At 51.1% G+C, this 14,683-nt stretch carries 14 protein-coding genes; all 14 read left to right on the top strand.

Annotated elements, in window-relative coordinates:
- The first annotated feature begins 98 nt into the window (after positions 1-98).
- The 14 genes from rpsA (at position 99) to AO356_RS03390 (ending at position 14,663) form a co-directional block, all read left to right on the top strand.
- A complete protein-coding gene (gene rpsA, locus AO356_RS03455; protein ID WP_060738589.1) occupies positions 99-1,793 on the top strand; it encodes a 30S ribosomal protein S1 in 1,695 nt (564 codons plus the stop codon).
- 231 nt (positions 1,794-2,024) lie between these two features.
- Positions 2,025-2,303, top strand: coding sequence for a hypothetical protein (locus tag AO356_RS32960; RefSeq protein ID WP_060738588.1), 279 nt, complete (start codon positions 2,025-2,027; stop codon positions 2,301-2,303).
- A gap of 144 nt (positions 2,304-2,447) precedes the next feature.
- The gene (gene ihfB, locus AO356_RS03445) at positions 2,448-2,744 is read left to right on the top strand and encodes an integration host factor subunit beta (protein ID WP_003199243.1); all 297 of its coding nucleotides are present in this window, start codon (positions 2,448-2,450) and stop codon (positions 2,742-2,744) included.
- A 26-nt stretch (positions 2,745-2,770) separates the two neighbouring features.
- Positions 2,771-2,995 (top strand): lipopolysaccharide assembly protein LapA domain-containing protein, encoded by a 225-nt coding sequence (locus AO356_RS03440; protein ID WP_041475801.1) that lies wholly within the window; start codon positions 2,771-2,773, stop codon positions 2,993-2,995.
- A gap of 176 nt (positions 2,996-3,171) precedes the next feature.
- Entirely contained in the window at positions 3,172-4,227 is a 1,056-nt protein-coding gene (locus AO356_RS03435; RefSeq protein WP_060738587.1) for an LPS O-antigen chain length determinant protein WzzB, read from the top strand.
- Between the two features lie 618 nt (positions 4,228-4,845).
- Positions 4,846-6,159, top strand: a complete 1,314-nt coding sequence (gene wbpA / locus AO356_RS03430) for a UDP-N-acetyl-D-glucosamine 6-dehydrogenase (RefSeq protein ID WP_060738586.1) — start codon at positions 4,846-4,848, stop codon at positions 6,157-6,159.
- Positions 6,160-6,176: 17 nt separating this feature from the next.
- Complete coding sequence (wbpB, locus tag AO356_RS03425) at positions 6,177-7,127, top strand: UDP-N-acetyl-2-amino-2-deoxy-D-glucuronate oxidase (protein WP_060738585.1); 951 nt, start codon at positions 6,177-6,179, stop codon at positions 7,125-7,127.
- 110 nt (positions 7,128-7,237) lie between these two features.
- Positions 7,238-9,088, top strand: a complete 1,851-nt coding sequence (locus AO356_RS03420) for an acyltransferase family protein (RefSeq protein WP_060743065.1) — start codon at positions 7,238-7,240, stop codon at positions 9,086-9,088.
- Positions 9,085-9,660, top strand: a complete 576-nt coding sequence (gene wbpD, locus AO356_RS03415; RefSeq protein ID WP_060738584.1) for a UDP-2-acetamido-3-amino-2,3-dideoxy-D-glucuronate N-acetyltransferase — start codon at positions 9,085-9,087, stop codon at positions 9,658-9,660. The genes AO356_RS03420 and wbpD overlap by 4 nt, the downstream gene beginning before the upstream one ends.
- Positions 9,661-9,662: 2 nt before the next feature.
- A complete protein-coding gene (locus AO356_RS03410; protein ID WP_060738583.1) occupies positions 9,663-10,745 on the top strand; it encodes a DegT/DnrJ/EryC1/StrS family aminotransferase in 1,083 nt (360 codons plus the stop codon).
- A gap of 3 nt (positions 10,746-10,748) precedes the next feature.
- Positions 10,749-12,065 carry a hypothetical protein gene (locus AO356_RS32785; protein ID WP_203225775.1) on the top strand — a complete coding sequence of 439 codons (1,317 nt, stop codon included), beginning with the start codon at positions 10,749-10,751 and terminating at the stop codon, positions 12,063-12,065.
- Positions 12,062-13,297, top strand: a complete 1,236-nt coding sequence (locus AO356_RS03400; RefSeq protein ID WP_060738582.1) for an oligosaccharide flippase family protein — start codon at positions 12,062-12,064, stop codon at positions 13,295-13,297. Before AO356_RS32785 ends, AO356_RS03400 begins: the two co-directional genes overlap by 4 nt.
- On the top strand, positions 13,294-13,902 hold the full coding sequence (gene hisH, locus AO356_RS03395) for an imidazole glycerol phosphate synthase subunit HisH (protein ID WP_060738581.1): 609 nt from the start codon (positions 13,294-13,296) through the stop codon (positions 13,900-13,902). Before AO356_RS03400 ends, hisH begins: the two co-directional genes overlap by 4 nt.
- Complete coding sequence (locus AO356_RS03390; protein WP_060738580.1) at positions 13,902-14,663, top strand: AglZ/HisF2 family acetamidino modification protein; 762 nt, start codon at positions 13,902-13,904, stop codon at positions 14,661-14,663. Before hisH ends, AO356_RS03390 begins: the two co-directional genes overlap by 1 nt.
- Positions 14,664-14,683 lie beyond the last annotated feature (20 nt).

Below are 14,683 nucleotides of genomic sequence, written 5' to 3'. Positions count from 1 at the left end.
AGTCATAGTCCTGCGATGCTTCTTTTATATGAAACTAACCCACACCGTCTGGGGTGTGGAGGCGGGCGTATTCTTCGCCCTAATCAACAGGAATTAAAATGAGCGAAAGCTTTGCGGAACTCTTTGAAGAAAGCCTGAAAACCCTGAACCTTCAGGCAGGCTCCATCATCACCGGTGTTATCGTTGATATCGATTACCAAGCTCGCTGGGTAACCGTTCACGCTGGTCTGAAGTCTGAAGCACTCATCCCGCTTGAGCAGTTCTACAACGACGCTGGCGAACTGAACATCAACGTCGGTGACGAAGTTCACGTTGCGCTGGACTCGGTTGAAGATGGCTTTGGTGAAACCAAGCTGTCCCGTGAAAAAGCCAAGCGCGCTGAATGCTGGATCGTTCTGGAAGCGGCTTTCGCAGCTGAGGAAGTGGTCAAGGGCGTTATCAACGGTAAGGTTAAAGGCGGCTTCACTGTCGACGTTAACGGCATCCGTGCGTTCCTGCCAGGTTCCCTGGTTGACGTCCGTCCAGTGCGCGACACCACGCACCTGGAAGGCAAAGAGCTGGAATTCAAGGTCATCAAGCTGGACCAGAAGCGCAACAACGTTGTCGTTTCCCGTCGCAGTGTCCTGGAAGCCGAGAACTCCGCCGAGCGTGAAGCTCTGCTGGAATCGCTGCAGGAAGGCCAGCAGGTCAAGGGTATCGTCAAGAACCTCACCGATTACGGCGCATTCGTCGATCTGGGTGGCGTCGATGGCCTGCTGCACATCACCGACATGGCCTGGAAGCGTATCAAGCATCCTTCGGAAATCGTCAACGTTGGCGACGAGATCGATGTCAAGGTTCTGAAGTACGATCGCGAGCGCAATCGTGTTTCCCTGGGCCTCAAGCAGCTGGGTGAAGATCCATGGGTTGCTATCAAAGCCCGTTACCCAGAAGGCACCCGCGTCACCGCTCGTGTTACCAACCTCACCGACTACGGCTGCTTCGCTGAGCTGGAAGAAGGCGTTGAAGGCCTGGTACACGTTTCCGAAATGGACTGGACCAACAAGAACATCCACCCTTCGAAAGTCGTACAAGTCGGCGACGAAGTGGAAGTCATGGTTCTGGACATCGACGAAGAGCGTCGTCGTATCTCCCTCGGCATCAAGCAGTGCAAGTCCAACCCATGGGAAGACTTCTCTGGCCAGTTCAACAAGGGCGATAAAATCTCCGGCACCATCAAGTCGATCACCGATTTCGGTATCTTCATTGGTCTGGACGGCGGCATCGACGGCCTGGTTCACCTGTCCGACATCTCCTGGAACGAAGTGGGCGAAGAAGCCGTACGCCGTTTCAAGAAGGGCGACGAGCTGGACACCGTTATCCTGTCGGTTGACCCAGAGCGCGAGCGTATCTCCCTGGGCATCAAGCAACTGGAAAGCGATCCGTTCTCCGAGTACGTTCAAGAGAACGACAAAGGCGCAATCGTTAAGGGCATCGTGAAAGAAGTTGACGCCAAAGGCGCCATCATCACCCTGGCCGACGATATCGAAGCGACTCTGAAAGCCTCCGAAATCAGCCGTGACCGCGTTGAAGACGCGCGCAACGTTCTGAAAGAAGGCGAAGAAGTAGAAGCCAAGATCATCAGCGTTGACCGCAAGAGCCGCGTAATCCAGCTCTCCATCAAGTCGAAAGACGATGCTGAAGAGAAAGAAGCAATCCAGAGCCTGCGCGACAAGCCAGCTACCTCTGACATTGCTGCTGGTCCTACCACTCTGGGCGACCTGTTGCGTGCACAAATGGAAAAACAGAACTGAGTTCTGTCAGACCATGAAAAAGGGCGACTTCGGTCGCCCTTTTTTGTGGGTGCGATATTTCATAGCCCTTTGCTTCCTGCAAGCCGTTGTCGATGATGGTGTTCATTTGGGATATTGCGAAACCATTCCTGCGACCAAGATGTCTCTTTTATGAAGCCGATCCTCGTCTATTCAGGGCAAGGCTCCGGCTTGTATAAGTGATCGATCTGGGTCTTTGTCTAAAGGAATTGAATGAATAGGCTCTTTCTGGTGTTGAGTGTCCTGGTGGTGGCGGGTTGCTCTACGAGCGCCAAGACCCATGCAGTGCGTGGAGTCAGTGGTATCGAGGTCGACTGTTCGGGGCTGGGTTCTGGCTGGGAGAAGTGCCATAAGAGGGCTGCCAGGGAGTGCAAGGGGGCTGGCTACAAGGTCATTACCCGGTCCGACGACGCGAGGGATGACGATCAGTACCCTTTTGGTTTTAATCCGGCTGGCTATTTGACTCGTACGATGCTGGTCATCTGTCGATAGCTTGAGGAAAACTTCCTGTCTGCATGGAAAGAAGCAACAAGGGACTGGTGAAGAATGTCAATACTTGGGCTGTTCAAATCCCTCCGGTCATGCTAAAACCTTTTCAAGCGATTTTCCTAGCTGCTTGAAAAAGAAGGGAAAAATATGACGAAGTCGGAGTTGATCGAACGAATTGTCACCCATCAAGGGCTACTCTCATCCAAGGATGTGGAGCTGGCCATCAAGACCATGCTTGAACAAATGTCCCAGTGCCTGGCAACGGGGGATCGTATTGAAATCCGTGGTTTTGGCAGCTTTTCCCTGCATTACCGCGCCCCGCGTGTAGGTCGAAATCCAAAGACCGGTCAATCTGTCAGCCTCGATGGAAAGTTTGTCCCTCATTTCAAGCCGGGCAAAGAGCTTAGGGATCGTGTCAATGAGGAGGAGGGGGATGAGCTCTGACGCAGCACCTAAACAGAGGAGTCTTCATGCGGAACTTTAAGCGTTTGGCCCTTGTCGTACTGGCGCTACTTGTGGCCTCGGCTATTGTCCTGTTCGTACTTGAAAACAACCAGCCGGTCGCACTCCTGTTTCTGGGCTGGTCAGCTCCGCAGCTTCCCGTCTCGGTTTTCGTGATCCTGGCGCTTCTCGCTGGTATGATAGTCGGGCCGTCGCTTGCGTGGTTCCTGGGAATGCGTAGACGGCCGAAATAATGGATATGTGAGCCCAGTAGTCTTGGTGTAAGGATCACGGCCAACAATTTTTTCTGACTTTGGGTGCGTTTTGTTCAAATTTAACTTGATCCAGTCTATCGCTGTGCCTGTCTTGCCTTTTAGTGAGTTCGATGTGTCTGTCGACGCAATGCCAAAAAAGGGAGGCGGAATCACCCATGCCAAATAATCGTATTGAAACCCAGGGCACCAATGAAATCGATCTGATCGCACTTGCGCGCGGGCTCTGGGGGCAAAAGTGGTTGATCCTTGCGGTCACCTTGTTGGTTACCGTGGGGGCAGCTGCTTATGCGTACCTCAGCAAACCGGTCTACCAAGCTCAACTTTTTATCATGCCTCCTACTCAGAATGGTATTGCTGAGTTGAACTATGGTCGAGGGAAAAGCACTGAGCTGGATCCTTATTCCATCAAGCATGTCTATGACGTATTTGCCCGAAACTTACAGGGTGAATCTCTTCGTCAGACATTCTTCAATGAAGTTTATCTTCCTTCACTTGATGAATCCCAGCGAACGGGCGCGCTCGACCGATTGTACGAACGTTTCTCTCGAGAGCTCATAATCAAGGGGCCTGGTAAGGATACGCCGGATCGCTATTCGGTAACGGTCCAGGGCGGAGATCCCGTTCGAGCTACGGAGTGGGCGAAGGCTTATGTGGCACGCGCCAGTGAAGCGGCTGAGTCAGAGCTGATCAAGAACGTTACGGCTGAGGCTGCGGTAAGAGCGCGTAATCTGGAGCAGCGTATTGTCGGTTTGCGCGAGACTGCGCAGCGAATACGTGAGGATCGGATTCAGCAGTTGCGCGAAGCGTTGAAGATTGCAGAAGCGATTGGTCTCACCAGCCCGAGTATAAACTCTACGGCGGCTGTTGATATAACGGTAGAAACTGGCAATAAAATGGATTACCAGCGAGGCAGCAAAGCCTTGGCTGCGGAAGTGAAAGCGCTGGAGTCGAGGGCTTCTGACGACGCCTTCATATCGGATTTGCGTTCGCTCCAAATGCGATACAGCTTTTATCGTAAGTTGAATATTGATCCAGACAGCATTTCGGTTTATCGGCAAGATGGCAGCGTTGAAGTGCCGCAAAGCCCGATTAAACCAAGAAAGGCTTTGATTTTGCTGCTGGGCATTATTGCTGGCGGGATGCTGGGTAGTTTCATTGCGTTAATTCGATTTGCGGTTATTCGGAGTAAGGAACAGCAAGTGCAGGGTTGAGATGGTCAATTTTTCGATCCTAAAGTATTTTCGTAACTCTTTAGAGAGAATTCCGAATGCTTGTTTGAGCCCGTCTTTATGAGGATTATCTTCGTAAGGCGGGTTTTTTATTGGTGTGGCGAATAACTCTAAGTGTTCATGGTTTTAATGTGTGCCGAGGCTCCATCGGTTGTAGTCACGAGGTGCTCCGACGGGGCGGGTCTCAGTGGTTAGATGTCATAATGATGGCAAAGGCGAGCCGTTCAACTGAAGCAAGCCCTGCAAAAACTAGTCAGAACTCAGTAAAGTACAATCCAGGAAAGCCATTTTGCTACATAACAGGCATAATGGCGGTTTGTGAGGGACGGGATGGCCGTCTCGTTCGGAGGTCGGTAGCAACAGGCCTGTGGCGTATCGAAATTTGTGCATGGTGGGGACATCTGGAGAGTCGGCGGTAGGCGCCGGAGATGCTGCTCCATAATGAGTTTTGGCAAGAACTGAAGTGAAAGCGTCCAGCATCCGTTCGGCGGGCTGAGGCGGAGGTTTGCCAGTTGTGCAATGGTAGGGGTCAGGCGGATTCAGGCTTGATTCATAGCTCTGATGAATTAGATGGTTTTGACAAGTTAAATGGAGAGTTGGATGTCGAGCATAAAGCAGGCGAGCGTCGCCAAATTTAAAGCAAAAGAGGCCGTCATCGGTATCGTCGGTCTTGGATACGTCGGCCTGCCTTTGATGCTGCGTTATAATGCGATCGGGTTTAAAGTCATTGGGCTTGATATCGATAGTTCAAAAGTTGAACTTCTGAATTCAGGTAAAAGCTACATCGAGCACATTCCTGGCGAAAAAATCGAAGCCGCTTGCCAAAACGGATTTGAAGCCACTACCGATTTTACTCGTGTGCCTGAATGTGATGCGCTGATTCTCTGCGTACCGACACCATTAAATAAATATCGCGAACCCGATATGAGTTTTGTGATAAATACGACTGATGCGATAAAACCCTATTTAAGGGCGGGCCAAGTCGTTTCTCTTGAAAGTACAACCTATCCGGGCACGACAGAAGAAGAGCTGCTACCACGTGTCCAAGAGAAAGGACTGCGTGTTGGTGAGGATATCTTCCTGGTTTATTCTCCGGAGCGCGAAGATCCGGGCAATCCCAACTTTGAAACCCGTACCATTCCAAAGGTAATCGGTGGTCATACGCCTGAGTGCCTCGAGGTCGGTGTCGCTCTCTATGAGCACGCGATTGACCAGGTTGTGCAGGTCAGCTCTACCAAAGCAGCTGAAATGACCAAGCTACTGGAAAATATCCACCGTGCGGTCAATATCGGTTTGGTGAATGAGATGAAAGTGGTCGCTGACCGCATGGGCATCGATATTTTCGAAGTGGTCGACGCCGCTGCAACCAAGCCCTTCGGTTTTACTGCCTACTACCCTGGCCCTGGTCTCGGTGGTCACTGCATTCCAATCGACCCGTTCTACCTGACTTGGAAAGCCCGTGAGTATGGTTTGCATACACGGTTTATCGAGCTTTCGGGAGAGGTCAACCAGGCCATGCCGGAGTACGTCCTGAGCAAGTTGATGGACGGCTTGAATGAGCGCGGTAAACCTTTGAAAGGCAGCAAGATTCTAGTGCTTGGTATCGCCTACAAGAAGAACGTAGATGATATGCGTGAGTCGCCTTCGGTTGAAATCATGGAACTGATCGAGGCCAAAGGTGGCGTCGTAGGGTACTCCGATCCGCACGTCTTGAAGTTTCCGAAGATGCGCGAGCACCACTTTGACCTTTCCAGTGAGCCTCTGACGGCTGAAGTTCTAAAAGCTTATGATGCTGTCATCCTGGCCACCGACCACGATAAGTTCGACTATGAGCTTATCAGCCAACATGCTCAACTGATCATCGATAGTCGTGGTAAATATCGCGCCCCTCAATCGAACATTATCAAAGCTTGATGACAGGAGAGTTCTGGATGAAACGTTTTGCTCTAATTGGTGCTGCCGGTTATATCGCCCCCCGCCATATGCGCGCCATTAAGGATACCGGCAATACATTGGTGTCCGCTTATGACATCAATGACTCGGTAGGCATCATCGACAGCATTTCACCGCAAAGCGAATTCTTTACCGAGTTCGAGTTCTTCCTTGATCACGCTCACAGCCTCAAGCGCGACCCAGCGAACGCCTTGGATTACGTGTCGATCTGCTCGCCCAACTACCTGCACCAACCGCACATTGCCGCTGGTCTGCGCCTGGGCTGTGACGTGATCTGCGAAAAACCGCTAGTGCCGACCCCGCAGCAGTTGGACCAGTTGGCCCTGATCGAGCAGGAAACCGGCAAGCGCCTGTTCAACATCCTGCAACTGCGCCATCACCAGGCAATCATTGCCTTGAAGGACAAAGTTGCCCGCGAGAACAACCCGCACAAGTACGAAGTCGACCTGACCTACATTACTTCCCGTGGCAAGTGGTACCTGCAAAGCTGGAAAGGTGACCCACGCAAGTCCTTCGGCGTAGCCACCAACATTGGCGTGCACTTCTACGACATGCTGCACTTCATCTTCGGCAAGTTGCAGCGCAACGTTGTGCACTTCACTTCCGAACACAAGGCGGCCGGTTACCTGGAGTACGAGAAAGCACGTGTACGCTGGTTCCTGTCGGTCGACGCCAACGACCTGCCGGAGTCGGTAAAGGGCAAGAAGCCAACTTACCGTTCGATTACCGTCAACGGTGAGGAAATGGAGTTCTCCGAAGGCTTCACTGACCTGCACACCACCAGCTACGAGGAAATCCTGGCTGGGCGTGGTTATGGCATCGAGGATGCTCGCCACTGCGTGGAGACGGTCAACACCATTCGCAGTGCGGCCATCGTCGTTGCAGCGGACAACGAAGCGCATCCGTTCGTCCAAGCCCTTTCTCGCTGATCGGCGAGACAACACGGGTGGCCTTGCGCCACCCGTTTCAAGTTTCCCAAGCAGGATCGCAAGCCAGCGTGTCGAACGATAATTTCAACAAGCCAAACGAAGCGGGCGAGATGCGCCGCATGCGCAGCATTCGTCTCGATATTCAGGGCTTGCGTGCAATCGCGGTGCTGGCGGTCATGCTTTATCACGCCAATAGTGGCTGGCTGAAAGCCGGCTATGTCGGCGTCGACATCTTTTTTGTCATCTCTGGCTTCATCATAACGGCATTGTTGACCGAGCGAAGCGACAAGGTCGATCTCGTTTCATTCTATGCCAGCCGCATCAAGCGCATTCTGCCGGCGTATTTCGTCATGCTGGTGGTGGTGTCCGCGCTGTCCGCGCTCCTGTTTCTGCCTGATGACTTCGCATTTTTCCTCGACAGCCTGAAGTCCTCGGCGTTGTTTACCAGCAACCAGTACTTCTCTGGCTTCGGCAGTTATTTCGCGCCGCGGGCCGATGAATTGCCGCTTCTGCATACCTGGTCATTGGCCATCGAGATGCAGTTCTATCTGTTCTTCCCGGTGCTGGTCATTTGCTTGCCAAAGCAATGGCGTCTCATAACGTTTGCCTTGCTAGCCGCCAGTCTGTTTGCCTGGAGCGGCTACCGTGGACTGGGCGAATCGCAAGAAGGGATGTACTTTGCCCTGTCGGCACGGATTCCCGAATTCATGGTCGGTGCCATCGTTGCCTTGCTGATGCGCCAGCGCGAGCTGCCCATGTTACTTGCAAGCGTATTCGGTGGGCTGGGCGCAATCCTGCTGGCTTGGGCGGTGCTGGCTATCGATAAGCAACACTTCCCAGGCTTCTGGTCTATCCTGCCTTGTGTCGCGGCAGGGCTGCTCATCGTTGCCCGGCGTGGTCCGGTCAGCGCGTTGCTAGCCACTCGGCCGATGGTCTGGATCGGTGGTATTTCCTATTCGTTGTACCTGTGGCATTGGCCGGTGCTGGCGTTCATTCGCTATTACACGGGGCAGTACGAGCTGACGGCTGCATGGTTGCCGATTTTCGTGGCCAGCTCTGTACTGCTGGCATGGCTTTCCTATCGCTTGGTCGAAACACCCGCCAGAAACGCTTCCGGCATGATGCGCCAGCTACCCAAGTGGGCTGTAACCGGTGCTGTGGTCGCGCTGGTGGCGTGGGGTGGACAACGTGTCAACGCCTCGCTGGTCGCTCCGTTGTCTGTGGAACTCACCCGTTATGCTGCTCCAGAGCTTATCTGCCATGGCACCCAAGTGGGCGCGTGCAAGCGAGGCAAGGCGGATGCCGAAGTGTCCGTTCTGGTAATTGGCGATAGCCATGCTGCCCAATTGAACTACTTCTTCGACCAGGTGGGCGAAGAGCAGGGCGTTGCTTACCGCGTGCTCACTGCCAGCAGTTGCGTGCCTATCCCCGGCTTTGACATTGAACGCCTGCCAGCCTGGGCGCAAAAACCTTGCCGCGCGCAGATCGAGGCCGTGGCTCGTGAGTTGCCGAAGGTGGAGCGGGTGATTGTCGCAGGCATGTGGCAGTACCAGATGCAGAGCCAAGCATTCGCCAAGGCGCTTGCTGAATTTCTCGTCGATACTGCAGGAGCCCATAAACATATCGTGGTGCTTGCTCAGGTACCAATGTTTGAAACAGACGTGCAGCGGGTAAGGCGCTTTACCGAGCTTGGCCTGCCGGTGCCATTGACATTCAATCGTGAGTGGCAGGTTGCCAACCAGCAAGTGCAGGCCATTGTCGACCGCACGCCGGGCGTGCGTTTCCTGGACCTTTCCAATAGCAGCTTCTTTGCCGCTGCGCCTTACCAGCAAGGTTTGCTCATCTACCGTGACAGCCACCACCTCAACGAGGTAGGTGCACGTCGTTATGGGCACTATGCTGCCGAGCCACTGCAGCGTGCTTTCGATCAACCTCAGTCTAATGTGAGTCTGAAGCCATGAGTTACTATCAGCACCCCAGCGCGATCGTCGATGAGGGCGCGCAGATCGGTGAAAACTCCCGTGTCTGGCACTTTGTCCATGTTTGCGCGGGCGCCCGCATCGGTGTCGGCGTTTCGCTCGGTCAGAATGTGTTCGTGGGCAACAAAGTCGTGATCGGCGACCGCTGTAAGATCCAGAACAATGTTTCGGTCTACGACAATGTCACGCTGGAAGAGGGCGTATTCTGTGGCCCCAGCATGGTCTTCACCAATGTCTATAATCCGCGTTCGCTGATCGAGCGCAAGGACCAGTACCTCGATACGCTGGTAAAAAAGGGCGCGACGCTTGGCGCCAATTGCACCATCGTCTGCGGCGTTACCATTGGTGAATATGCCTTCGTCGGTGCTGGCGCGGTCATCAACAAGGATGTACCGGCCTATGCATTGATGGTGGGTGTGCCCGCACGGCAGATTGGCTGGATGAGCGAATTTGGCGAGCAATTGCAGTTGAACGAGCAGGGTGAGGCCTTCTGCTCGCATACGGGAGCGCGCTACGTGCTGAACGGAAAACTTTTGAACAAGACGGATGCCTGAGCATGATTGAATTCATTGACCTGAAAAGCCAGCAAGCACGTATCAAGGACAAGATCGATGCCGGCATCCAGCGCGTCTTGAGCCACGGCCAGTACATTCTCGGCCCAGAGGTAGCGGAGCTCGAGGAAAAACTCGCTCAGTTTGTTGGCGCTAAACACTGCATAACTTGCGCCAATGGCACAGACGCCTTGCAAATCGCTCAAATGGCGCTGGGAATTGGCCCGGGTGACGAAGTTATAACACCTGGTTTCACCTATATTGCGACCGCCGAGACAGTTGCCTTGCTCGGCGCAAAACCGGTGTATGTGGATATTGATCCACGCACATATAATCTTGACCCGCAAAAGCTGGAAGCAGCAATTACCCCGCGTACGAAAGCTATCATTCCGGTTTCTCTATACGGGCAATGTGCAGACTACGATGCGATTAATGCGATTGCCGTTAAATACTCAATCCCAGTAATCGAAGACGCAGCACAAAGCTTTGGCGCTACCTACAAAGGGAAACGCTCCTGCAACCTCACCACAATAGCGTGTACTAGCTTCTTTCCAAGCAAACCGCTGGGATGCTATGGGGATGGTGGCGCGATTTTTACCAATGATGACGAATTGGCCAAAGTACTGCGTCAAATCGCCAGGCACGGACAGGACCGCCGCTATCACCATGTGCGCGTGGGAGTTAATAGTCGCCTGGATACGCTTCAAGCGGCAATTCTCTTGCCAAAACTTGAAATTTTTGAAAAGGAGCTTGAGCAACGTCAGCGTGTTGCAAGGTTGTACGGTGAGTCACTCGAGGCCTTGGGGGTAAAGACAATCCCTTATGTGGAAGAATGGAACACCAGTGCCTATGCTCAATATACAATTCTTGTTGACGAGCGTGACCAGTTACAAGATAAGTTAAAGAAGCAGGGCATTCCGACGGCAGTTCATTATCCCATCCCGTTGAACAAGCAGCCCGCTGTAGCCGATGCAAACGCCCATTTACCTACGGGAGACCGCGTCGCAGAACAGGTCATGAGTTTGCCAATGCATCCGTATCTGGGTGACGAGGCTGTCGCAATTATTTGTGCTGCGGTGGCTGGTTAAGCTATGTACATTTCTTTAAAAGTTGATAAAGCAACTTTTTTGAATGCCTTGTACTTTTTTGTCTATTTTGTCCTGTTGTTGTGGATGAATAATAATTATCTGTACTTGCTGTATGACTATATGGGGGCCTCCCAGAAAAGCTTGGATGGCCTCCAGATCGTTTACTTGTTGCTTTTAGCTGTGGGCAGTTCTCTTTTATGCGGTTCAAGTATAAGTAAGCCTGGGGATATCGTCGTAGCCTTGCTGTTTTTGGTTATCGTGCCTCATGCGCTTGTTTTGAACGGGGCGAACGCATTTTACCCAGAGGCCAGCCCATTTTCTGGGCTGTGTTTGTCAGTGCTGATGGGTGTTGTTCTTGTCTCACTTATTAATAAGATTAAATTTCGTCGTGACAGCGGTCAATCCAGTAGTGGTGAAAGATATCTGTTTATTGTTTCAGTAGTTAATATATTGGTTTTGGTGTTTATTCTGCTCAAAAGTATGTCGTTTTTTTCTCTCGACTTTTCTGGTCAATACCTTCGACGTGCTATCGCACGCGACGTTTTTTCAGCAGGATCTATAGATGGATATATTGCGTCGATAGGGACGCAGGCATTTTTTCCTGTTTTATTTGCTTGGGGAGTCTATAAAAAATCCAATTTCTTCTTTTGGCTTGGGGTTGTTAACGTTTTGATCCTGTGGGGAGCCTTTGGGCAGAAATATCCCTTTGTTGTTTTATTTTTGGTTTATGTTCTGATGACCTATTTTAGATATTATGGAAAGGTCAATGTCTCTTGGTTGCTGTTTGGTGCAATAGGCTTGTTGCTTGCAGGTTTTCTTGAGTTCGAGCTTATGGGGTATTCTTACCTGAATGACTATCTGATTAGGCGAGCCTATACCGTACCCGCCACAATGTTGGGGGCTGCGGAGCTGTTTTACGACTCGTACGGGATTAATAATTATAGCGATACAGCAATAGGTCTTTTGTCCGGTTTTAGCAAAAGTGAATCGATCACGTTTCGAATTGGTGAGTATATTTATAATAATTCGGAAACTAATGCCAACGTGAATTTTTTTGCGGTGGCCTATCTGAGGCTTGGGTACACGGCAGTAATAATCGAGGCTTTTATTGTTGCTGTGATTGTTATGTTGTTGAATCTTCTTTACATGAAGCGCTCCATGTTCATTGCGATGCCCGTTGCATTGCTCTTCGTAACTAAAATTGTTGAGCAATCGTTGCCAACGGTTTTGTTAGGTTCTGGTATTTTCTTCATGCTGTTGCTTCTAATGTTGATGGCTTTCTCTAGGGAGTCCAAGAGCAGGACTAGGAGTATAGCTTGAAGAGTCAATTCTTTTCTCGAGTAAGAAGTGTGCTCGTTGGGACTCTAGGGGCCCAGTTGATATCGTTGGGTGTGATGCTGCTTCTGGTAAGGCTGTACTCTCCAGAAGAATTGGGATCATTTAACGTTTGGCTTTCATTCGCTACGATAATGGCTGTTTTGGTCACGGGGCGTTATGAGTTGGCGTTGTTCAGCGGTGATACGAAGGATGACTCAAAATCGATCATTAAACTGGTCTTGCTGATAACCGTTGCACTGTCGATTTTAGCTACGTTTTTAATCGCAGTTGTGAGTTCGTTTGTTGAGGAAATTCCGCCGATAGTCAAAAGTTACTCCCTTGTCCTGGCTTTTGTTGTCTTTGGGATGGGGGCTAATAAAGCACTCCTTTCGTTATTGGCTTTTCAACAAGCCTTTAACAAACTTGGCGTTGCCAGAATTGCTCTGGCGGGCGCTGTCGCGGTGGCTCAGGTGGTGGCTGGTTATTTCGCGTTGGGAGTCAGCGGCCTGATCTACGGCCAAGCGGTTGGTGTGCTATTGGCTACGCTGTTGGTATTTTTTTGGTTTGATCGCTCTTGGCTAAAAGCATGCTGGAGTGAAAGTATTGGTTCAGTTAAAAGCGTCGCGTACAGATACAGGGACTTTCCAAAGTTCTCGCTGCCCGCTGATCTGATCAACACCATCGCCAGCCAATTACCTGTCATCTTGATAGCCTCCCGATTTGGCGCGGAGGCTGCAGGCTGGTTCGCACTAACAATAAAAATGATGGGGGCACCCATTACCCTGCTTGCTACTTCAGTCCTGGATGTGTTCAAAGAGCAAGCCGCTCGGGATTACAGGGTGACGGGCTCTTGCCGTTCCGTTTTCTTGCGTACTTTCATTGTCCTCTCCCTATTAGCCTTTCCGCCATTTCTTTTATTTTGGTGGTTGGGTGAGTGGGCGTTCATGTTTGTATTTGGTACAGAATGGATTGAGTCAGGGAAGTATGCAATTTTACTTATCCCCATGTTTTATATGCGTTTTGTCGTGAGCCCTCTTAGTTACACTATCTATATTGCCCAACGACAAGGATTGGACCTGATTTGGCAACTGGGGTTACTGGTCATCACGGCGGCATGCTTTCTGCTCGCGGGGGAGGTGACGGAGGCCCTGTGGTGGTACTCGGCAAGCTATGCCATAATGTATGTTATTTATTTTGCGATGTCATATCGTTGTGCTAAGGGAGTTTCCTCATGATTGTAGTGGTCGATTATGGCGTGGGGAATATAGCCTCGGTGCTGAATATGTTGAAGCGAGTTGGGGCGAAGGCCAAGTCCTCCAACCTAGTCGACGATATTGTAAACGCAGAAAAGCTGATTTTGCCCGGTGTTGGTGCGTTTGATGCCGGAATGAAAACCCTGCGTGAGAGCGGTCTCATAGATGTACTTAATCAACAGGTGCTTGTCGCTCGTAAACCTGTGATGGGAGTATGCTTGGGGTCGCAGATGCTGGGGCGTCGTTCTGAGGAGGGTGTCGAACCAGGGTTAGGCTGGATTGATATGGATATCAAGCGTTTTGAGAAGCGCCCAGAACGAAAAGTGCCTCACATGGGGTGGAGCCATGTCTCCTGTAATTATGAGCATCCATTGGTTCGAGGTCTGACAGAGGAAAGTCGCTATTATTTTGTGCATGGCTATTACATGTGCCCTGACAATGAGCGCGACACGCTTCTGACGGCTGATTATGGGCAGAAATTTACGGCTGCGGTCGCCAAAGATAATATTTTCGGTTTTCAGTTCCATCCTGAAAAGAGTCATCGCTTCGGCATGCAGCTTTTCAAGAATTTCGTCGAGTTAATCTGATGCAGAGAAAACGCGTAATTCCATGTTTGCTGTTAAAGGACAGGGGACTGGTTAAAACGGTGAAGTTTAAGTCTCCGAAATATGTGGGCGACCCTGTTAATGCCATTCGTATTTTCAATGAAAAAGAAGTTGATGAGCTGGTTCTACTGGATATAGAAGCGTCTATATTAGGTCGTGAACCTGACTATGAGCTGTTAGCGGAAGTGGCCGGCGAATGTTTCATGCCTATTTGTTATGGTGGTGGTATTCGTACGCTGGAGCACGCACAACGTGTTTTTGCTTTGGGCGTTGAAAAAATAGCCCTGAATACCGCAGCTTTGGCAGACGTCGAGCTTCTTCGAAAAATAGCTGATCAATTCGGTTCTCAAAGCGTCGTCTGTTCTATCGATTGTAAGAAAAGTTTACTAGGCCGCTATTCGGTCTATTCTCAATCAGGTACGAAAGATACAAAAGTTTCACCAGTCGAGTGGGCAAAGAGAGTCGAGGATGCCGGAGCCGGGGAAATATTCCTGAACTCCATAGATCGCGATGGAACGATGCAAGGGTTTGACATACCGCTCATCAAGTCGGTTGTTGCTGGGGTTCATATACCTGTCGTCGCATGTGGTGGGGCGGGTTCAATAGCTGATCTTAACGAACCCTTTGAAAAGGCGGGCGTGTCGGCGGTCGCAGCGGGAAGTTTTTTTGTTTTTCACGGAAAGCATAAAGCGGTTTTGATAAGTTATCCGGACCTTAATCAGTCCATGTCCGGAAGTAAATAAATTGCTTTTCTTGAATCTTG

This window comes from Pseudomonas fluorescens (genome assembly GCF_001307275.1).
Classification (GTDB): Bacteria; Pseudomonadota; Gammaproteobacteria; order Pseudomonadales; family Pseudomonadaceae; genus Aquipseudomonas; species Aquipseudomonas fluorescens_AA.
The sequence above is the reverse complement of the archived record's forward strand: the minus strand, read 5'-3'. Positions and strand labels throughout refer to the sequence as shown.